Source organism: Billgrantia lactosivorans, assembly GCF_003254665.1.
Taxonomy (GTDB): Bacteria; Pseudomonadota; Gammaproteobacteria; order Pseudomonadales; family Halomonadaceae; genus Halomonas; species Halomonas lactosivorans.
On record NZ_QHGY01000002.1, the window covers coordinates 508,220 to 527,061 of the forward strand.

The 18,842-nt window shown below is 67.3% G+C and carries 19 protein-coding genes and 3 tRNA genes; 13 read left to right on the forward strand and 9 right to left on the reverse strand.

From position 1 onward, the window contains the following. The first annotated feature begins 94 nt into the window (after positions 1-94). Positions 95-370, forward strand: a complete 276-nt coding sequence (locus tag DIS04_RS08015) for an Lrp/AsnC family transcriptional regulator (protein ID WP_043510462.1) — start codon at positions 95-97, stop codon at positions 368-370. A gap of 78 nt (positions 371-448) precedes the next feature. Continuing rightward, a complete protein-coding gene (locus DIS04_RS08020; RefSeq protein WP_111413239.1) occupies positions 449-1,330 on the forward strand; it encodes a DNA/RNA non-specific endonuclease in 882 nt (293 codons plus the stop codon). 175 nt (positions 1,331-1,505) lie between these two features. Here the strand turns inward: DIS04_RS08020 and DIS04_RS08025 are convergent. The 3 genes from DIS04_RS08025 to DIS04_RS08035 all read right to left on the reverse strand — a co-directional run bounded on the left by DIS04_RS08025 (position 1,506) and on the right by DIS04_RS08035 (position 1,880). After that, a tRNA-Leu gene (locus DIS04_RS08025) sits at positions 1,506-1,592 on the reverse strand. A 47-nt stretch (positions 1,593-1,639) separates the two neighbouring features. Next, a tRNA-Leu gene (locus tag DIS04_RS08030) sits at positions 1,640-1,726 on the reverse strand. Positions 1,727-1,793: 67 nt separating this feature from the next. Then, positions 1,794-1,880, reverse strand: a tRNA-Leu gene (locus DIS04_RS08035). A gap of 277 nt (positions 1,881-2,157) precedes the next feature. On the opposite strand from DIS04_RS08035, the gene rnr reads away from it, so the two are divergent. From rnr to hemH, 11 genes are all read left to right on the forward strand, one after another. After that, positions 2,158-4,557 (forward strand): ribonuclease R, encoded by a 2,400-nt coding sequence (gene rnr, locus DIS04_RS08040; protein ID WP_111413240.1) that lies wholly within the window; start codon positions 2,158-2,160, stop codon positions 4,555-4,557. Continuing rightward, positions 4,557-5,429, forward strand: coding sequence for a 23S rRNA (guanosine(2251)-2'-O)-methyltransferase RlmB (gene rlmB, locus DIS04_RS08045; RefSeq protein WP_111413241.1), 873 nt, complete (start codon positions 4,557-4,559; stop codon positions 5,427-5,429). Before rnr ends, rlmB begins: the two co-directional genes overlap by 1 nt. Positions 5,430-5,555: 126 nt before the next feature. Further along, positions 5,556-5,936 (forward strand): 30S ribosomal protein S6, encoded by a 381-nt coding sequence (gene rpsF / locus DIS04_RS08050; protein ID WP_111413242.1) that lies wholly within the window; start codon positions 5,556-5,558, stop codon positions 5,934-5,936. 24 nt (positions 5,937-5,960) lie between these two features. Beyond that, the gene (rpsR, locus tag DIS04_RS08055) at positions 5,961-6,188 is read left to right on the forward strand and encodes a 30S ribosomal protein S18 (protein WP_010629658.1); all 228 of its coding nucleotides are present in this window, start codon (positions 5,961-5,963) and stop codon (positions 6,186-6,188) included. A gap of 11 nt (positions 6,189-6,199) precedes the next feature. After that, positions 6,200-7,054: a hypothetical protein gene (locus DIS04_RS08060; RefSeq protein WP_111413243.1), complete on the forward strand. Its 855-nt coding sequence runs from the start codon at positions 6,200-6,202 to the stop codon at positions 7,052-7,054. A 15-nt stretch (positions 7,055-7,069) separates the two neighbouring features. Next, a complete protein-coding gene (gene rplI / locus DIS04_RS08065) occupies positions 7,070-7,516 on the forward strand; it encodes a 50S ribosomal protein L9 (RefSeq protein ID WP_111413244.1) in 447 nt (148 codons plus the stop codon). Between the two features lie 297 nt (positions 7,517-7,813). Beyond that, positions 7,814-9,316 (forward strand): carbohydrate porin, encoded by a 1,503-nt coding sequence (locus DIS04_RS08070; RefSeq protein ID WP_111413245.1) that lies wholly within the window; start codon positions 7,814-7,816, stop codon positions 9,314-9,316. Between the two features lie 157 nt (positions 9,317-9,473). Further along, entirely contained in the window at positions 9,474-10,862 is a 1,389-nt protein-coding gene (gene dnaB / locus DIS04_RS08075) for a replicative DNA helicase (protein WP_111413246.1), read from the forward strand. Between the two features lie 75 nt (positions 10,863-10,937). Next, positions 10,938-11,231 (forward strand): hypothetical protein, encoded by a 294-nt coding sequence (locus DIS04_RS08080; RefSeq protein WP_111413247.1) that lies wholly within the window; start codon positions 10,938-10,940, stop codon positions 11,229-11,231. A gap of 146 nt (positions 11,232-11,377) precedes the next feature. Continuing rightward, entirely contained in the window at positions 11,378-11,680 is a 303-nt protein-coding gene (locus DIS04_RS08085) for a DUF6482 family protein (RefSeq protein ID WP_111413248.1), read from the forward strand. Between the two features lie 120 nt (positions 11,681-11,800). Continuing rightward, the gene (hemH, locus tag DIS04_RS08090) at positions 11,801-12,874 is read left to right on the forward strand and encodes a ferrochelatase (protein WP_111413249.1); all 1,074 of its coding nucleotides are present in this window, start codon (positions 11,801-11,803) and stop codon (positions 12,872-12,874) included. Positions 12,875-12,890: 16 nt separating this feature from the next. Here the strand turns inward: hemH and DIS04_RS08095 are convergent, their stop codons facing one another. The 6 genes from DIS04_RS08095 to DIS04_RS08120 are packed head-to-tail and all read right to left on the reverse strand — an operon-like array spanning position 12,891 to position 18,726. Continuing rightward, the gene (locus DIS04_RS08095) at positions 12,891-13,283 is read right to left on the reverse strand and encodes a Na+/H+ antiporter subunit G (protein ID WP_179951238.1); all 393 of its coding nucleotides are present in this window, start codon (positions 13,281-13,283) and stop codon (positions 12,891-12,893) included. A gap of 8 nt (positions 13,284-13,291) precedes the next feature. Further along, positions 13,292-13,561: a K+/H+ antiporter subunit F gene (locus DIS04_RS08100; protein ID WP_111413250.1), complete on the reverse strand. Its 270-nt coding sequence runs from the start codon at positions 13,559-13,561 to the stop codon at positions 13,292-13,294. Next, positions 13,555-14,052, reverse strand: coding sequence for a Na+/H+ antiporter subunit E (locus DIS04_RS08105; protein WP_111413251.1), 498 nt, complete (start codon positions 14,050-14,052; stop codon positions 13,555-13,557). The genes DIS04_RS08100 and DIS04_RS08105 overlap by 7 nt, the downstream gene beginning before the upstream one ends. Beyond that, positions 14,049-15,557: a monovalent cation/H+ antiporter subunit D gene (locus DIS04_RS08110; RefSeq protein WP_111413252.1), complete on the reverse strand. Its 1,509-nt coding sequence runs from the start codon at positions 15,555-15,557 to the stop codon at positions 14,049-14,051. Before DIS04_RS08110 ends, DIS04_RS08105 begins: the two co-directional genes overlap by 4 nt. Beyond that, the gene (locus DIS04_RS08115; protein WP_111413253.1) at positions 15,554-15,895 is read right to left on the reverse strand and encodes a Na+/H+ antiporter subunit C; all 342 of its coding nucleotides are present in this window, start codon (positions 15,893-15,895) and stop codon (positions 15,554-15,556) included. The genes DIS04_RS08110 and DIS04_RS08115 overlap by 4 nt, the downstream gene beginning before the upstream one ends. Next, entirely contained in the window at positions 15,895-18,726 is a 2,832-nt protein-coding gene (locus tag DIS04_RS08120) for a monovalent cation/H+ antiporter subunit A (protein WP_111413254.1), read from the reverse strand. Before DIS04_RS08120 ends, DIS04_RS08115 begins: the two co-directional genes overlap by 1 nt. Positions 18,727-18,842: the final 116 nt, after the last annotated feature.

Here is an 18,842-nt window from a genome sequence, read left to right on the forward strand (position 1 = left end):
CGGGCGCCTTGTTCAGCCACCGTGGCTGGCCTGCTATACTCGCGCCAGCGCGGCCATGCCAAGCCGCCCGATTGTCCAACGGGGAGGGTGCCCGATGCAGAATGCCGTGATCCTGATCAATACCGACAAGGGCCAGGTCAAGGCGGTAGCCGAGCGGCTCGCCGACGTCGAGGGGATCAGCGAGGTCTATTCCACCTGCGGTCGCTACGACCTGGTGGCCATCGCCCGCACGCGCGACTTCGAGAGCCTGGCCGAGCTGGTCACCGAGCGGCTCAACGCGGTCGAGGGCATCCGCGACACCGAGACCCTCAATGCCATGCAGGTGCATTCCCGCCACGACCTCGAGACCATGTTCTCGCTGGGCTGGTAAGCTCCGCTCCGCCTGTTCGCTTCATCCTGCCGCCGGTCGCCTCGAGCGGCCGGCGCGCTTCTGCCGGGAACCGATTGAATGGCCACAGCCCGCACCAGGCCGAGGCGCCGTGCCTCGCCGCCGCGCTGGCGCTCCCGCGTGCGGCAGTTCGGCATCACGCTCGTCTTCGTGGTGGTCGGCAGCGGCCTGTGGTACACCCAGGAGCAAGGCTACCGCGACCAGCTGAGCTGGATGGGGGTGCCGACCTGGGAGCGCCCGACCCCCCTCAGCGTACACCGCGTGCTGCGCAACGACGGCTTTCTGGTCGGCTGGTCCGACGTTCGCGTCAACCCGCTGTGGGTCAGCTACCTGCTGCACGAGGTGGAGGACCCGCGCGTCGGCCCCCGGCCCGAGTTTCGCCGGGATTGGCGCACCCTGTGGCCGGTTGCGGCCGGTAGCTATGCCCGCAGCGGTTACGATCGCGGCCACCTGGCGCCCAACTACGCCATCGCCACGGTGCATGGACGCGAGGCCCAGCGGCAGTCGTTCCTGATGAGCAACGTCTCGCCTCAGCGTCCCGATCTCAACCGCCGGCTCTGGCAGCGCCTGGAGGAGGTGGTGATCGACCACTTCGTAGCGCGCTTCGGCGTGGTGCAGGTGATCACCGGCCCGATCTTTGCCGAGGACTTCCTCGCCAACGTGACTCGCCGAGTGGGGCTGGTCGAGGTGCCGGAGGCGTTCTACAAGATCGTCGTGGTGCCGGCCGAGACGCCCAGGGCGCTGGCCTTCATCATGCCCCAGGAGGTGCGCGGCGACGAGCCGCTGGACGACTTCCTGGTGAGCATCGACGAGGTCGAGGCGCGCACCGGGCTGGACTTCTTCCCGCGCCTGCCCGAGCGGGTCGCCGAAACGCTGGAAGGGGAGGTGGTGGCCGAGGGGTGGGCCTTGGAAGAGGTGGCGCGCCTGCCCGCCCGTTACTGATCAAGCCAACTGTCCTGCTGCGCTCCGGCGAGAAGCTGCCCTTCTTCGCTCGCGACGGTAATGGCCAGGCTTGATTCGGGCACAAAAAAACCGCGATTGGTCGCGGTTCTTTTCATTCATCAATTCGCTCTGGCGATGTGCCAGCCTGCATGACGCGGTGTGCTCGTAAGAGCAGTGGTGCCCAGGAGAGGACTTGAACCTCCACGTCCGTAAGGACACTAGCACCTGAAGCTAGCGCGTCTACCAATTCCGCCACCTGGGCGCATCATGCTGTGGTCGTCTCTGCCGTCGTGTTCGCGATCCCGGGGATGGTGCCCAGGAGAGGACTTGAACCTCCACGTCCGTAAGGACACTAGCACCTGAAGCTAGCGCGTCTACCAATTCCGCCACCTGGGCGAACACGAGCGATTCGAGCTGGCAAAGAGCGGGGCGCCTGGCCCGACCATCGATCCGCAGGAAACGATGGTGCCCAGAAGAGGACTTGAACCTCCACGTCCGTAAGGACACTAGCACCTGAAGCTAGCGCGTCTACCAATTCCGCCATCTGGGCAGGCGACGCGTATCTTACCCAATTCATGGCCCAATGCAAGAGCGGCGGAGGAAATTTCGCCTGGTCGTGGAGCGGCCATGGAAGGCGCCGGGAGCAGCCGGGCGGCGGCTCGCGGGGAAATCCTGCCTCGGGATCGTGCCGACATGGTTGGGCCGGACAGGCACCGGCGCTATACTGCGGGCATGACAAACGACTCCATTAGTAACACCCTACGCACGCGGCCTCTCTCCCGCGCCCTCCCCGGAACGCTGCTCCCGTTGCCAAGGATGCCCCACGCATGACCCATTGGACGCTCAGCGACGACCCCCATGCCAGCCGCGAGGCCCACAAGTACGACAAGCCGGCGCCCAGCCGCGAGTATCTGCTGGCGCGCCTGGAAGAGTACGGCAAGCCGATCACCCACGAGAAGATGAGCCGCATGCTGGGCCTCGAGGACGAGGAGCTCCAGGAGGCGGTGCGCCGCCGCCTGGCGGCCATGGAGCGCGACGGCCAGGTGCTGCGCAACCGTGCCGGGGCCTATGCCCTGATCGACAAGCTCGATCTGATCAAGGGCAAGGTGCTGGGCCATCGCGACGGCTTCGGCTTCATCCTGCGCGACGACGGCAAGAAGCCCGACCTGGTGCTGCCGCCGCGGCAGATGCGCCGGGTCTTCCATGGCGACTACGTGCTGGTGCGCATCAGCGGGCGCGACCGCCGCGGCCGCGACGAGGCCACCATCGCCGAGGTGCTGGCGCGCAACACCCAGACCATCGTCGGTGTCTTCCGCGAGAACACCTCCGAGTTCGGCGTGCTGATCCCCGAGAACCCGCGCATCACCCAGGAGGTCATCATCCCGCATAGCGCCTGCGGCGGGGCCCGCGACGGCCAGGTGGTCTCGGCCAGGATCGTGCAGCAGCCCGATACCCGGGTGCAGCCGGTGGGCGAGGTGGTCGAGGTGCTCGGTGAGCGCATGGATCCGGGCATGGAGATCGACATCGCCATCCGCAGCTACGAGATCCCGGCCGAGTTCCCCCCCGAGGTGCATGACCAGATCGCCGAGATGTCGGCCGAGGTGGCTGAGCAGGACAAGCAGCACCGTATCGATCTGCGCCATATCCCGCTGGTCACCATCGACGACGAGACGGCCAAGGACTTCGACGACGCCGTATGCGCCTGGAAGACAAAGTCCGGCAGCTGGAAGCTGCTCGTCGCCATCGCCGACGTCTCGCACTACGTGCGCCCGGGCACGCCCCTCGACGAGGAGGCGATCCGCCGCGGCAACTCGGTCTACTTCCCCGGGCAGGTGGTGCCGATGCTGCCCGAGCTGCTCTCCAATGGCCTGTGCTCGCTCAACCCTCACGTCGACCGGCTGGCCCTGGTCTGCGAGATGAATATCTCCAAGAGCGGGGCAATCAGCCGTTACCACTTCTACGAAGCGGTGTTCCAGTCGCATGCGCGACTGACCTACAACAAGGTGGCGGCGATCCTCGACGAAGACAATGCCGAGGCGGATGCCTTGCGCGAGGAGTACCGCGACCTGGTGAAGCCGCTCAAGGGGTTGCACGAGCTCTACCGGGTGCTGCGCCAGGCCCGCGAGGAGCGCGGCGCCATCGACTTCGAGACCACCGAGACGGCGATCGTCTTCAACGAGGAGCGCAAGATCGAGAAGATCGTGCCGCGCAAGCGCAACGATGCGCACAAGATTATCGAGGAGTGCATGCTGGCGGCCAACGTCGCCACCGCCCGCTTCCTCGACAAGCACGACCTGCCAGCGCTGTATCGCATCCACGAGCGGCCCTCGCCGGAGCGGCTCGACAAGTTGCGCCTGTTCCTCAACGAGCTGGGACTCTCGGTGGGCGGTGGCGACGAACCCACGCCGCAGGACTACCAGGCATTGGCCGAGGCGATTCGGGGTCGCCCGGATGCCGACGTGATCCAGACCGTGATGTTGCGCTCGATGAGCCAGGCGGTCTATTCGCCGCAGAACGAGGGGCACTTCGGCCTGGCTTATCCGGCCTACGCCCACTTCACCTCGCCGATTCGCCGCTACCCCGACCTGCTGGTGCATCGCGCCATCCGTTCCGTGATTCGCGGGCCACGCCAGACCAACACCGTGCTGCGTGCCGAAGGGGCCAAGGTCGATCCGCCGAGCAAGTGGTGCCCCTACACCTTCGAGCAGATGCTCGAGCTCGGCGAGCACTGCTCGATGACCGAGCGCCGCGCCGACGACGCTACCCGCGATGTCGAGGACTGGCTCAAGTGCGAGTTCATGTCCGACAAGCTCGGCGAAGTCTATGAGGGCACCATCGCCTCGGTGACCCAGTTCGGTATCTTCGTGCGCCTCGATGAGGTCTACGTCGAAGGCCTGGTGCACGTCACCTCGTTGCCCTCCGACTACTACCACTACGAGCCCGAGAAGCATCGTCTCAAGGGCGAGCGTACCGGCATGAGCTACCGCCTGGGCGACGGCGTCACGGTGCAGGTGGCGCGCGTGGACCTGAACGATCGCAAGATCGACTTTGCCCTGGAGGACGACAAGCCACGGCCCAGGCGCGAGCCGCGCAAGCGGCGCGGGGCGGGCGAGGCGACCTTCACACCCAAGCCCGATGCCGGCAAGGGCCCGGCCGAGGACAAGGGTGGCAAGGGCAGGGGCGCCAAGCGCCGCCGAGGCCCGCGCAAGCCGAGGGCGCGCGGCTGATGGTGCAAGCACGCAAAGGGCCGAAGCGCGATGGCGGAAGGAAGCGAGCGGCCCGTCACGCCTCCAGCCCACCGGGAGCGCCGGGCGGTCTCGATGCGGTGTTCGGCGTGCATGCGGTGCGGGCCTTGCTGTCCCGTGGTGAAGTGCCCAGGGCGCTGTGGGTCCAGGAGGGCGAGGCGCAGCAGCGCCTGGCCGAGCTGGTCGACGCCGCGCGACAGGGCGGCGCGCGTGTCGAGGCGCAGCCGCGCGAGGAGCTGGACCGCCTGGCCCAGGGGGCCGCTCACCAGGGCATTGTCGCCTTCGCCGCGCCGCTCGCCTTCGAGAACGAGGCGGCGCTGTGGTTCAAGCTCGAGGCCTGGCCTCACGAGGCTCCGCCGCTGCTGCTGGTGCTCGATGGCGTGACCGACGTGCACAACTTCGGCGCCTGCCTGCGCAGCGCCGATGCCGCCGGCGTGCACGGCGTGATCGTGCCCAAGGACAAGTCCGCCCCGCTCAACGCCACGGTGCGCAAGGTGGCCTGCGGCGCCGCCGAGAGCGTTCCGGTCTACCAGGTGACCAACCTGGCTCGGGCCCTGGCCCGGCTCAAGGCGTGCGGCGTGTGGATCACCGGCACCGCCGGCGAGGCCGAGACGCTGCTCTTCGATGCCGACTTCGGCGGCGCCACGGCGCTGGTGATGGGCGCCGAGGGCAAGGGCATGCGCCGCCTGACCCGCGAGGCCTGCGACGGCCTGGTCAAGCTGCCGATGGCCGGCAGCGTCACGAGCCTCAATGTCTCGGTGGCCACCGGCATCTGCCTGTTCGAGGCGGTGCGCCAGCGCCGGGAGGGGGTCACGTGCCCCGGCGATCTTGCAAGTGGCGCCGCGGATCACTAGAATGCAGGCGCCCGTTCCTGCGTGAGCGGGCGTTGCTATTTCGACTATCACCTCCTTGCTTCCCTTGAGTGCCGGTTCCGAAGGAACAGGTTTCACGCGGAAGCTGCCAACCCGAAAGGAGACCCCATGCGTCATTACGAGATCGTGTTCATGGTCCACCCGGACCAGAGCGAACAAGTGCCGTCCATGGTCGAGCGTTACTCCAGCATCGTCACCGAGAGCGGTGGCACCGTGCATCGCCTGGAGGACTGGGGCCGTCGTCACCTGGCCTACCCGATCAACAAGATCCACAAGGCTCACTACGTGCTGATGAACGTCGAGTGCAGCGGCGAGACCCTCGACGAGATCGAGAACATCTTCCGCTTCAACGACGCCATCATTCGCAGCCTGGTGGTGCGCTGCAAGGAAGCCATCACCGAAGCTTCGCCGATGATGAAGCCGGCAGACGACAAGCGGGCGCGTCGCGAAGAGCGGCCGCGCACCGAAGAAACTGCCGAAGCCAACTGATCGCACGTACCGAGGAGTCTTTTCATGGCACGCTTTTTCCGCCGTCGCAAGTTCTGCCGTTTCACCGCTGAAGGCGTGAAGCAGATCGACTACAAGGATCTGGACACGCTCAAGGCCTACATCACCGAGACCGGCAAGATCGTCCCCAGCCGCATCACCGGTACCAAGGCCCGTTACCAGCGTCAGCTGGCTACCGCCATCAAGCGTGCGCGCTACCTGGCCCTGCTGCCCTATACCGACAGCCACCAGTAAGCCGCGACTCGATGTTGCCGATTGCCCGATGGCTGATGCGCGGCACGCCGTACGCCGCAGGCGGGGCGGCACTGGCAGCGATCGTGCCCTGGCTGTTCTGGCTGGGCGGCGCCATCGTTGCCCTGGTCACGCTGCGGCGCGGCCTGTCGCCGGCACTGCCGGTGCTGGTGGCGGCCGCCATCCCCACCGGCTGGTGGTGGACCCAGGGCGACGCCATTCCGCTGGCCAGCGTGCTGCTGGTCACGCTGATGGCGGTGGTGCTGCGCTCCCGCATGCGCTGGAGCGAGGCGCTGATCGTCGGCACCCTGGCCACGGCGGCGATGGTCCAGTTGGGCATCTTCGTGCCGCCGGGCGGTACCGAGGCGCTGCTGGAGCAGCTGCGCCAGGGGTCGGCCGATATCGACGGCATGCTGAGCGAACTGGCGCGGCAGGGCGTCGACACCGAGGAGCTGGCGACCCTGCTGATCGGGGGCATCACCGGCCTGGTCGTGCTGATTGCCGCCATCGGCTGCCTGGCGCTGGCACGGGCCTGGCAGGCGGGGCTGTACAACCCCGGCGGCTTTCGCCAGGAGTTCCATGCGCTGCGCCTGGCGCCGCGCGAACTCGGTCTGCTGGTGCTGCTCGGCGTGGTGGGCATGGTGCTGGACCTGCCGTCGCTCTCCATGCTGGTCTGGATACCGCTGCTGGTGGCCGGCATTGCGCTGGTGCACGGCTTCATCGGGATGAAGGGTATGAACGGGCTGTGGCTGATCGCCTTCTACGTATTGCTGATCACCACCTGGCCCATGATTCTGATAGTGCTGCTGGTGGCCTTCGTCGACGTGTTCGTGGATTTCCGCGGCCGTCTGGCCCCTCGCAGCGACTGACAAGAGGTTAACGAGATGGAAGTCATTCTGCTCGACAACATTGGCAAGCTGGGCGGCCTGGGTGACAAGGTGTCCGTCAAGCCCGGCTATGGACGTAACTACCTGGTGCCCTACGGCCTGGCCGTGCCGGCCACCAAGGACAACGTGGAAGCCTTCGAGGCGCAGCGCGCCGAGCTCGAGGCCCAGGCCGCCGAGCGCAAGGCGATCGCCGAATCCCGCGCCGCCCAGCTCGCCGAGATCGAGCTGTCGCTGGTGGCCAAGGCCGGTGACGAAGGCAAGCTGTTCGGCTCCATCGGCCCGCGCGACCTGGCCGAGGCGCTGGGGCAGGCCGGCATCGAGGTCGCCAAGAGCGAAGTTCGCATGCCCGAAGGCCCGATCCGCCAGACCGGCGAGTACGACATCGACCTGCACCTGCACGCCGACGTCGACGCCACCGTTCGCGTGGTCGTGGTCGCCGAGTAAGCCACGCGGCTGACGCTTGCGCGACGCCAGGGGGCGCGGGGGGTTACTCCCGCGCCCCTTGCTTGTGTCTGGGCCAGGGAACGGCCTTAGACATTGGTAGTAATATTACGGTTTGTCTTTGCGTCGCGACTCTTAAACGATTAAGTTTTGCCTGACCTGGGTGCGCTGCGCTTCAGGCCAGGGCAGCAGGGCCGAAAGGCATCATCGCGATGCTGATCTGAAACGATACAGTGCCGTGTTTCGCCCCGTCTTTCTTGTGCAAACAAACAACCTACAAACATAAAAGGAACCACTGCGATGAAGACCGCCTTGCTACGAACCCCGCTCGTCGCTGCCGTGGCCGTGGCCAGTTTCGGCATGATGGGGCACGCCGTCGCCGATACCGCCGACCTGGAGCAGCGTCTGCTGGAGCTCGAGAATCGCATCGCCGCTGCCGAACAGCGAGCGAGCGACGCGGAGCAGCGCGCCGAACTGGCCGAGGCCCAGGCCGAGGGACGTCTTTCCGAGGACGAGGTGGAGGAGCGCCTGGCCAAGGTCGAGCGCCAGGCCAGCGGCGAGGAGGGCTTCTCGTTCAATGTCTATGCACGCTCGGGGCTGCTGCTGGGCGAGGATCGCAAGAGCATCGAGGGCGGGCCCTACGTGACGCCGGTCGGGGGGCTGGGCGGCGCCGTGGGCCGGCTGGGCAACGAGCCCGACACCTACGCCGAGACGATCCTCAACTACCGCATGCGCTTCGACAATGGCGCCAAGGCCAAGTACACCACCATGCTGGCCGACGGGGTGAGCACCAGCAACGACTGGACCGCCGACGAATCCAATCTCAACGTGCGCCAGGTCTACGCCGAATTCAGCGACCTGCCGAGCTTCACCGGGGCCTTCGAGGACGCCTCGATCTGGGCCGGCAAGCGCTTCGACCGCGACAACTTCGACATCCACTGGCTCGACAGCGACTTCATCTTCCTCTCCGGTACCGGCGCCGGTATCTACGACATGCAGCTGGCCGACAACTGGCGCTCCAACTTCTCTCTCTACGGGCGCAGCTTCAGCGACTTCCCGGTACGGCCCGAGTATCCGGGTGACGAGGGCAGCACCGACAGCCTGATCCTCACCTCCAACAACTACTTCGGCAACTGGCAGTGGATGGTCAACGGCCTGTCGGCCGCCGACAACGACGAGCGCGACATCGGCGAGGGGCAGACCGCCGCCGACAGCGGTTTCCACACCATGGTGGCCTACCACGGCGACAGCTTCTTCGGCCTGGGCGAGGGTAACTACAAGGTGGCGCTGCTGCACGGCCAGGGCCTCGGCGCCCAGGTCAAGGGGCTCGGCAGCGACGGCGATCTCACCGACGACGCCAATGCCACTCGCCTCGGCATCTACGGCACCACCTACGTGGCGCCGAAGTGGCGCGTGGCGCCGGCGATTCTCGCCGAGACCAGCGAGGACCGCTACGTGGAGGGCGACCAGTACGACTGGGCGACCCTCAACGTGCGCCTGGCCAACGAGCTGACCGAGAATTTCGAAATGCAGTACGAGGCCAGCTACCAGTGGATGGACCTCGACTCCCGCGGCCACAACGGCAACGGCGCCGCCGAGGGCGACTACACCAAGTTCACCATCGCGCCGACCTTCAAGCCCCAGGTGGGCGGCTTCTGGCAACGCCCGGAGATTCGCCTGTTCGCTTCCTGGAGCGATTGGGACGAGGAGCTCAACGACTACAACGGAGATGACGCCTTCGGCAGCGAGGGCTTCACCGGCGGCCAGTGGAGCTTCGGCGTGCAGACCGAGGTCTGGTTCTAGGTCCCATCGCGGCCCGCTGAGCCGGGCCGTGCTCGCGTGCTGTTTCGACTCCTTCCGCGACCGCTGCCGGTCGCGGTTTTTGTCGTTTCGAAAGGTGGGGCCGTCCCCGGCCATCGGGTAGAATGGCACGGCCCGTCCCGATGAAGGTTGCCGCGCCATGAACGACACGCTCGAGCTCGATCAGGAAACCGCCGCGCTCAAGGTGCCACCGCACTCGCTCGAAGCCGAGCAGTCGGTGCTGGGTGGCCTGATGCTCGACAATCAGGCCTGGGACAACGTGGCCGACCGGCTGGTGGCGGACGACTTCTATCGCTACGAGCATCGCCTGATCTTCAATTCCATGATCGGTCTTGCCGAGGCGGCCAGGCCGCTCGACGTGGTCACGCTCTCCGAGGCGCTGGAGGGGCGCGACCAGCTCGACACCGTCGGCGGGCTCGCCTACCTGGCCGAGCTGGCGCGCAATACGCCCTCGGCGAGCAACATCCGCGCCTACGCCGACATCGTTCGCGAACGTGCCACGCTGCGCAAGCTGATCCGCGCCGCCAACCAGATCGCCGACGGGGCGTTCAGCCCGCAGGGACGGCCGGCCGACGAGCTGCTCGACGAGGCCGAGCGGCTGGTGTTCCAGATCAGCGAGGAGCGCCCCAAGTCGGGCGGTCCCATCGGCATGAGCGAGCTGCTGGCCAAGGCGGTCGACCGCATCGACGAGCTGTTCAACATGAAGGGCGAGATGACCGGACTCTCGACCGGCTTCCGCGATCTCGACGAGATGACCTCGGGGCTGCAGCCCTCGGACCTGGTGATCATCGCGGGGCGCCCCTCCATGGGCAAGACCACCTTCGCCATGAACGTGGTGGAGCATGCGGTGATCTCGAGCGACAAGCCGGTCATGGTGTTCTCCATGGAGATGCCGGCGGATTCGCTGATGCTGCGCATGCTGTCGTCGCTGGGGCGTATCGACCAGACCCGGGTGCGTACCGGCCAGCTGGAGGACGAGGACTGGCCGCGGCTGACCTCGGCGGTGAACCTGCTCAAGGACAAGCAGCTGTTCATCGACGACACCGCGGCACTGTCGCCCAACGAGATGCGCTCGCGGATGCGCCGCCTGGTGCGCGAGCACGGCAACCTGGCGCTGGTGATGATCGACTACCTGCAGCTGATGCAGATACCCGGCTTCTCCGAGAACCGCACCGGCGAGATCTCCGAGATCTCGCGCTCGCTCAAGGGCCTGGCCAAGGAGTTCGGCTGCCCGGTGATCGCGCTCTCCCAGCTCAACCGCTCGCTGGAGCAGCGCCCCAACAAGCGCCCGGTGATGTCTGACCTGCGCGAATCGGGGGCCATCGAGCAGGATGCCGACGTGATCGCCTTCGTCTACCGCGACGAGGTCTACAACCCCGACAACCCCGACAACCAGGGCCTGGCCGAGCTGATCATCGGCAAGCAGCGTAACGGCCCCATCGGCACGGTGCACATGGCCTTCATCGGCAAGTACACCCGCTTCGAGGACCTGGCGCCGGACAGCTACGGCGAGGCATTCGGTGAGTGACCCGGGGCGCGCTTGAGCCTCGCGTCCGGCCCCGTATAATGCCGAGCCCCCGACAGTCGATTTCGAGGAGTGACCATGGCAGGCGGATTTCGGCGCGGCAAGCGCCAGCGCACCCCCAAACTGGAAGCGCGCGGCGAACTCCAGTCGCTGGAGCGTGAGGGACCCTTCAAGGAGTGGCTGGGCATGCCCGACCTCTACCGCTTCCATCTGGTCGTCGACGGCGAGGCCTACAGCTACCAGACCGAGGACGCCGAACTGGCCGTGGCCGTGGGCGACCGCGTGGTGTTCCGCTACAAGGAGACCAAGGCGGGCAAGTGGGTCGACCGCAACTCCCTGGCCAAGGCGATCGATCCCTCCGACTACCGGTAGCGTCCGAACGGTGTTCGGAACCCTTGCCCAGGTACATGGTCATACGGAAGTCAGAATTTCGTCATGCAATTGATATCGGGCACAGCCAAGCTGTGCCCGTATCGTATATTCTCAGAACGGAGATAGGACGAAACATGGAGGGAGCCATGCAATTCGAAGAACTCAAGGAATTTGCCGCGCACAGCGACAATTTCGAAATCCGTGTCATTACCCACACCGGCAGCCGCTGCTACCAGGTGGAGCTCGAAGACGTCGAAGGCCGGCGGCACATGCTGACGCGGCGAGGCAAGCCGATCGTGTTTCGAGCGCTTGAGGACGTCTACCTCGAGCTGCAGCGCGCGGGCATACACCAGGCCTTTCTGGTTCAGCACATACCCGAGGACGAGGTGATAGGCCGCGAGGCGCATTATCACGATCCGCTGACGTCACGTACGCCGCTGGTCTTTTGAATCCGCGCTGTCTGCCTTGCTCTGAAGTTATACAAATTATCTTGATAGTATAGCTTCATCCCGCCCACGGCTTCGCCCTGATACACTAGGCGCTCCGTCGTTCAGCAAGGAGCGCAGTGCATGCCTTCAGCGCAAGTCGAGCAGGAGCCGTCGGGCCGCGAACGCCCCGCTCATGCTCCGTCTGATCACCCTTCGGTTCCCGCTTCCAAGGTGGGCGTCGTGCTGGCCAACCTGGGCACGCCTGACGCTACCGACTACTGGTCGATGCGTCGCTACCTCAACGAGTTCCTGTCCGACAAGCGCGTGGTCGACTACCCGAGCTGGAAATGGCAGCCGCTGCTGCAGCTGGTCATCCTCAGTCGGCGTCCGTTCAAGTCGGGCGAGGCCTACCGCAGCATCTGGAACACGCAGCAGGACGAAAGCCCGCTGCTCACCATCACTCGCGAGCAGACCCGCAAGCTGGCGCAGGCCCTCGAGGCGCGCCATGGCGACCGGGTGCGGGTCGACTTCTGCATGCGTTACGGCAACCCCTCGACGCAGAGCGTGCTGCATCGGCTGCAGGCCGAGGGCTGCGAGCGCATCCTGTTCTTCCCGCTCTACCCCCAGTACGCCTCGCCGACCACGGCTACCGCCAACGACCAGGCCTTCCGCGCGCTGATGAAGCTGAAGTGGCAGCCGGCCATTCGCACCGTACCGGCCTACTTCGAGCATCCGGCCTACCTCGAGGCGCTGGTCAGTTCGGTGCGCGAGGCGTACGCCGCCGCCGACACGCCGCCCGAAGTGCTGGTGGCCTCGTATCACGGCGTGCCCAAGCGCTTCCTGCTCGAGGGCGACCCCTATCACTGCCAGTGCCAGAAGACCACACGACTGCTGCGTGAACGCCTCGGTTGGCCCGAGGGGGCGATCCAGACCGCCTTCCAGTCGCAGTTCGGCCCCGAGGAGTGGGTCGGGCCGCAGACCGTCGACCATGTCGCCGAGCTGGCGCGCCAGGGCACGAAGCACATCGCGGTGGTCTCCCCGGCGTTCGCCTCCGACTGCGTGGAGACGCTGGAGGAGATCAACGAGGAGATTCGCGACAGCTTCCTCGCCGCCGGCGGCGAGCGCTTCACCTACGTGCCCTGCCTCAACGACCGCGACGACCATATCGCCGCGCTGCTGGCCATCGCCGAGAACGAGCTGGGCGGCTGGTTGTAGCCCGCCGCGCCGTGGCTCAGCCGTGGCCGCGGTCGGGGTGGGGCACGGGCTTCTCGCCGATCTCCTCGGGGCGCAGCTCGGGCGGGCGTCCGCCGGTCTCGTCGATGTGCTTGAGCTGCATGTGCAGCCCGGTCTTGGCCAGCAGGTGGGCGCTTACCGGGGCGGTGATGAACAGGAACAGCGTGATCAGCATCTCCTGGATATCGGGCTTGCCCTGGGTGACCCAGAAATAGAGCATCGAGGCGATCAGCATGCAGCCGATCCCCAGCGTGGTGGCCTTGGTGGGGCCATGCAGGCGCATGTAGAAGTCGCGCAGGTGGGCCATGCCCAGCGAGCCGATGAAGGCGAAGACGCCGCCGGCGACGAGGAAGAAGGCGATCACGCCCTCGAGGATCACGTACAGGGTCATGGGGCCTCCTATTCGATGATGTCGCCGCGCAGCAGGTACTTGCACACCGCCACGGTGCTGATGAAACCGAGCATGGCGATCAACAGCGCCGACTCGAAGTAGGTCTTGGTGTTGAGCCACAGCCCCATCAGCACGATCAGCGCGATGGAGTTGATGTACATGGTGTCCAGTGCCAGGATGCGGTCGGGCATGTCCGGTCCCACCGCGAGCCGATAGACGTTCAGCAGCAGGGCCAGGACCACCAGCGTCAGGCTGATCGTCAGCGCGATGTCTAGCATTCGTAGATCTCCTTCAACGGCCGCTCGTAGCGCTCGCGGATGTGGGCGATCAAGGCGTCCTCGTCCCTGGCGTTCAGGGCGTGGATCAGCAGCGTCTTGCCGTCCATGCGCAGGTTGGCCGACACCGTGCCCGGCGTCAGGCTGATGGTGTTGGCCAGCAGCGTGATGGTGAAGCGATCCTTCAGCATCAGCGGGTATTCCACGAAGTGCGGGTGCAGGCGGCGGCGCGGGTTGACGATCAGCCAGGCCACCTCGATGTTGGCGATCAGGATGTCGCCCAGCACCCGCAGCACGAAGCGCAGCAGCAGCCAGGGCTTGGCAATATGCGGCTGGGCGTCCCAGAAGCGATGGGTCGCCAGCGGAATCGCCACCGCCAGGAAGGTCCCCAGCAAGATCTGGCCGAAGGCGAGGCTGCGCACCAGCAGCAGCCAGACCACGAGCAGCAGCAGCGACAGCAGTGGTGTCGGCAGCCAGGGGCGAGGCTTGATCATGGGGAGTCTCCGGCGGTGGGCAGCAGGGCGTCGATCATGAGCTGGGGCTCGGCCAGCTGGTCGGCGGTGGCCCGGGTGTAGTCGCTCACCGGGCCGGCCAGCACCACCAGCAGCGGCGAGGCGGCCAGCAGCCAGGCCACGCCGAACCACCGGCGCCAGGACAGCGCATCACCGGCCGGCTCGCCCTGGCTGCGCCAGAACAGGGTGGAGCCGGCGCGCGACAGCGCCACCAGCGAACACAGCCCGGTAAGCAGCAGCGTCGGCCACAGCCAGGGGCGCTGCCCGCCCTCGGCGGCGGCCAGCAGCAGCGCCTTGCCGATGGCGCCCGAGAGAGGCGGCAGGCCGGCCACCGAGACGGCGCCGAGGAAGAACAGCCCGGCAAGCCAGCCGCCCTGCTGCAGCGGGCGGCCCCGAACCAGGCGGGTGCCCGCCTTGCCGCGCTGCTGGCCGATCAGCTCGGCCAGCAGGAACAGCCCGCCGGTGATCAGGGTGGTGTGGATCAGGTAGTAGAGCAGGGCGGAAACCGCCCGCGGCGAGCCCATGCCGATGCCGGCGAGCAGCGTGCCTACCGAGACCAGCACCAGGTAGGCCACCAGCAGGCGCAGGTCGCGCGCCGCCAGCACGCCGACGCCGGCCGCGACCAGGGTCGCCAGCGACAGCCACCAGACCCAGACCTGCTCCAGGTCGGCCAGCGGTCCCGCCGCCTCGCCGAAGATCAGCGAGTAGACGCGCAGGATGGCATAGACCCCCACCTTGGTCATGATGGCGAACAGTGCCGCCACCGGCGCCGGCGCCGCGGCGTAGGCGCGCGGCAGCCAGAAGTAGAGCGGCAGCATGGCGGCCTTGAGCCCGAACACCACCAGCAGCATCAGCCCGCCGGCGGTGACCAGCCCGGCCCGCTCGGCGGGCAGCTCGGCGAGGCGCGCCGCCATGTCGGCCATGTTGAGGGTGCCGGTGGCACCGTAGAGCACACCCACGGCGATCAGGAACAGCGCGGAGCCGGCCAGGTTGAGCACCACGTAGTGCACCCCGGCCTGGATGCGTGCCTTGCCGCCGCCGTGCAGCAGCAGGGCGTAGGAGGCCAGCAGCAGCACCTCGAAGAAGACGAAGAGGTTGAACAGGTCGCCGGTCAGGAAGGCGCCGTTGATGCCCATCAGCTGCCACTGGAACAGGCCGTGGAAATTGCTGCCGCGCTCGTCGTCGCCGTCGCAGGCGAAGACCACGGCGCCCAGCGCCAGCACGGCGGTGAGCAGTACCATCAGCGCCGACAGGCGATCGAGGACCAGCACAATGCCGAAGGGGGGCTGCCAGTCGCCCAGCGCATAGTAGGTTACCTCGCCGCTGCCGGCCCGGCCGACCAGGGCGATGCCGACGACGACCAGCAGGGCGGTGCTGCCGACGCCGACCAGGCGCTTCAGCCGGGTGCCGCCCTGGCGACGATAGAGCAGCAGGATGCCGACCACCAGCGGCAGCACGATGGGCAGGACGATGAGGTGCGCCATCAGCTGCGCTCCTCCTCGTCATGGCTGCGCCCGTCGACGTGGTCGTTGCCGACCTCGCTGCGGGCCCGCATCGCCAGGATCACGACGAAGGCGGTCATGGCGAAACCGATGACGATGGCGGTGAGCACCAGCGCCTGCGGCAGCGGGTCGGCGTAAGGCCCGCCGCCGTCGACGATGGCCGCGCCGTCGGTGGTCAGCCCGCCCATGGAGAACAGGAACAGGTTCACCGCGTAGGAGAGCAGGGTCAGGCCGACGACGACCGGGAAGGTGCGACCGCGCAGGGTCAGGTAGAGGCCGCAGGCGGTCAGCACGCCGGTGGTGATGGCGTAGAGGCTTTCCATCAGGTGTTCTCCTTGCTGGGGCGCGGGGGGGCGTCGGTGAAGCTCGCGACGGGCTCCTTGGCCGGACGGTGCGGCGTGGTGACCTTGCCCAGGTTGGCCAGGATCATCAGGGTGGCGCCCACCACGGCGAGGTAGACGCCGAGGTCGAAGAGCAGCGCCGTGGCCAGCTCGAACTTGCCCACCAGCGGCAGGCTGAAGTAGCCGAAGGCGGACGTCAGGAAGGGGTAGCCGAACAGCCAGCTGCCCAGCCCGGTCAGGGTGGCGATGCCGACCCCGGCGACGGCCACCGGCTGGTAGGGGAAGTCGAGCCGCTGCTGCGCCCACTCCACCCCGCGCGCCATGTAGAGCAGGATCAGCGCCACGGCGGTGATCAGCCCGGCGATGAAGCCGCCGCCGGGCAGGTTGTGGCCGCGCAGGAAGATGAAGGCCGAGACCAGCAGGGCCAGCGGCAGCAGCGCCATGGAGATGGAGGTGAGGATCGCCGGGTAGCGGTCCGGCGACCACACGCGCCCCTCGCCGTCGCTGTGCGGCATGAACAGGCGCAGGCGATTGAGTAGCTTGAAGATGGCCAGCCCCGCCAGGGCCAGCACGGTGATCTCGCCCAGGGTATCGAAGCCGCGGAAGTCGACCAGAATGACGTTGACCACGTTGTGGCCGCCGCCGCCGGGAACGCTGTTGTCGACAAAGAAGCCGGAGATGGAGGCGTTGTCGCGGGTCAGCACGGCGTAGTTGAGGCTCGCCACTACCAGGCCGAGCGAACCGGCGAGCACGATGTCGCGCAGGCTGCGGCGGTTGGAAGACTCCGGCGGCGTCTTCTGTGGCAGGAAGAACAGCGCCAGCATCAGCAGGATCATGGTCACCACCTCCACCGAGAGCTGGGTCAGCGCCAGGTCGGGGGCGGAGAAGCGCGCGAAGGTCAGCGACACCACCAGCCCCACCACCGACAGCAGCAGCAGCGAGACCAGGCGGTAGCGATGCGTGACCGCCGTGCCGATGCCACCGAACAGCAGCAGGCCGGCGCCCAGCAGCAGGATGCCGTCGAGGGGCTGGTTGCCGTTGTCCCCGGTCAGGCCGGTCATTTCCGCGAGCCCCAGCGCGCCGGCGATCAGGGTGGCGAGCAGCAGCCAGGTCATGTAGCGCTGCAGCGAGGCGCCATCGAACCAGGCCAGGCCGGCTTCGGCGGCATCTGCCAGACGCTGCAGGGCGGCCTCGAACACCAGGCGGGCGTCGACCGGGCGGAAGCTGCGGGCGAAGCGCTGCAGGTCGGCATGGCGCCAGTAGGCGGCGGCCCCCGCGGCCAGCGCGATCAGGCTCATGATCAGCGGCAGGTTGACCCCGTGCCAGATCGCCAGGTGGAACTCGAGCGGCTCGCCCAGCGCGGCGCGTACGGCCGGGACGAGAATGCCCTCGGCGAGTACCGGGACCAGCCCCACCGCCACGCAGATCACCACCAGCAACTCCACGGGGGCACGCATCAGGCGCGGCGGCTCGTGGGGCGCCTTCGGCGTCGACGCCCGGGGGCGCTTGAAGAAGACCGCATGGACCAGGCGCAGGGAGTAGGCGACCGAGAGAATGCCGCCCAGCGTGGCCAGCACCGGCAGCAGCCAACTGAGCCCGCCGAGCACCGGGGTGGCCAGGGTCTCGGTGAAGAACATCTCCTTGGAGAGGAAGCCGTTGAGCAGCGGCACGCCGGCCATGGCGGCCGCGGCCAGGGTGGTCAGCAGGGCGGTGACCGGCATGGCGCGGCGCAGCCCGCCCAACTGGCCGAGCTCACGGCTGCCGGTCTCGTGGTCGACGATGCCGGCACTCATGAACAGCGCCGCCTTGAAGGCGGCGTGGTTGAGGATATGGAACAGCGCGGCGAGCACGGCCATGGGGCTGCCGATCCCCAGCAGCATGGTGATCAGGCCCAGGTGGCTGACGGTGGAGAAGGCCAGGATGCCCTTGAGGTCGGTCTTGAGCAGCGCGAACCAGGCACCGTAGAGCAGCGTGGCGGCCCCTACCAGGGAGACCGTCACCGACCACAGCGCGCTGTCGGCGATGGCCGGGTGCAGCCGCGCCATCAGGAAGATACCCGCCTTGACCATGGTGGCGGAGTGCAGGTAGGCCGAGACCGGCGTCGGCGCGGCCATGGCGTGGGGCAGCCAGAACTGGAACGGGAACTGGGCCGACTTGGTGAACGCCCCCAGCAGCACCAGCACGAGCATGATCGGGTAGCGCGGGTCGGCGACGATGGCATCGCCGCTGGCGAGCACCCGGTCCATGGAGAAGCCGCCGGCCATGTCGCCCAGCAGCAGCAGGCCGGCGAGCAGGGCGAGGCCGCCGGCGCCGGTCACGGTCAGCGCCATGCGTGCGCCCTTGCGCGCCTCGCTCTGGTGGGACCAGTAGCCGATCAGCAGGAACGAGGAGATGCTGGTCAGTTCCCAGTAGAGCCACAGCAGGATCAGGTTGTCCGCCATGACGATGCCGACCATGGAGGCCATGAACAGGATCAGGTAGGCGTAGAAGCGGCCGAAGGGCTCCTCGGGCGAAAGGTAGTAGTGCGCATAGAGCAGGATCAGCAGGCCGATGCCGAGGATCAGCAGGTTGAACAGCAGCGACAGCCCGTCCAGCCGGAAGGCCAGGTCGAGGCCCAGGGCGGGCAGCCACTCCAGGGAAAAACGCAGCGCTTCGTTCGCCGCCAGCTGTGGCCAGTGGGCCAGCGCCAGGATGAGGGCAAGGGCCGGTGGCACGGCAGTGGCCAGCGTGCAGAAGCGCCGGCCGCGGTGCGCGCTGAGCATGGGCACCAGCATGCCCAGCAGCGGTAGCAGGGGTATCCACAACAGTGTCATCGTTTGCTCATCCTGCGCGGTCCGTGAGGAGAGAGGGGCATAGTTTGCCTGCCGGACAGGAGGACGCAAGCATCAAGCGTTTGTTTCCCGTCCCTGGGGCGATCGCCTCCTATCAT

Bases quoted from the DNA above. Each gene is read 5' to 3' on its own strand.
- DIS04_RS08115 (WP_111413253.1), bottom strand. From the start codon at position 15,895: ATGGAAAGCCTCTACGCCATCACCACCGGCGTGCTGACCGCCTGCGGC.
- rlmB (WP_111413241.1), top strand. From the start codon at position 4,557: ATGGTGCAAGCACGCAAAGGGCCGAAGCGCGATGGCGGAAGGAAGCGA.
- rpsR (WP_010629658.1), top strand. From the start codon at position 5,961: ATGGCACGCTTTTTCCGCCGTCGCAAGTTCTGCCGTTTCACCGCTGAA.
- DIS04_RS08095 (WP_179951238.1), bottom strand. From the start codon at position 13,283: ATGACCCTGTACGTGATCCTCGAGGGCGTGATCGCCTTCTTCCTCGTC.
- DIS04_RS08070 (WP_111413245.1), top strand. From the start codon at position 7,814: ATGAAGACCGCCTTGCTACGAACCCCGCTCGTCGCTGCCGTGGCCGTG.
- DIS04_RS08100 (WP_111413250.1), bottom strand. From the start codon at position 13,561: ATGCTAGACATCGCGCTGACGATCAGCCTGACGCTGGTGGTCCTGGCC.
- DIS04_RS08020 (WP_111413239.1), top strand. From the start codon at position 449: ATGGCCACAGCCCGCACCAGGCCGAGGCGCCGTGCCTCGCCGCCGCGC.
- DIS04_RS08060 (WP_111413243.1), top strand. From the start codon at position 6,200: ATGTTGCCGATTGCCCGATGGCTGATGCGCGGCACGCCGTACGCCGCA.
- DIS04_RS08105 (WP_111413251.1), bottom strand. From the start codon at position 14,052: ATGATCAAGCCTCGCCCCTGGCTGCCGACACCACTGCTGTCGCTGCTG.
- DIS04_RS08085 (WP_111413248.1), top strand. From the start codon at position 11,378: ATGCAATTCGAAGAACTCAAGGAATTTGCCGCGCACAGCGACAATTTC.
- DIS04_RS08120 (WP_111413254.1), bottom strand. From the start codon at position 18,726: ATGACACTGTTGTGGATACCCCTGCTACCGCTGCTGGGCATGCTGGTG.
- dnaB (WP_111413246.1), top strand. From the start codon at position 9,474: ATGAACGACACGCTCGAGCTCGATCAGGAAACCGCCGCGCTCAAGGTG.
- rplI (WP_111413244.1), top strand. From the start codon at position 7,070: ATGGAAGTCATTCTGCTCGACAACATTGGCAAGCTGGGCGGCCTGGGT.
- rnr (WP_111413240.1), top strand. From the start codon at position 2,158: ATGACCCATTGGACGCTCAGCGACGACCCCCATGCCAGCCGCGAGGCC.
- DIS04_RS08015 (WP_043510462.1), top strand. From the start codon at position 95: ATGCAGAATGCCGTGATCCTGATCAATACCGACAAGGGCCAGGTCAAG.
- hemH (WP_111413249.1), top strand. From the start codon at position 11,801: ATGCCTTCAGCGCAAGTCGAGCAGGAGCCGTCGGGCCGCGAACGCCCC.
- rpsF (WP_111413242.1), top strand. From the start codon at position 5,556: ATGCGTCATTACGAGATCGTGTTCATGGTCCACCCGGACCAGAGCGAA.
- DIS04_RS08080 (WP_111413247.1), top strand. From the start codon at position 10,938: ATGGCAGGCGGATTTCGGCGCGGCAAGCGCCAGCGCACCCCCAAACTG.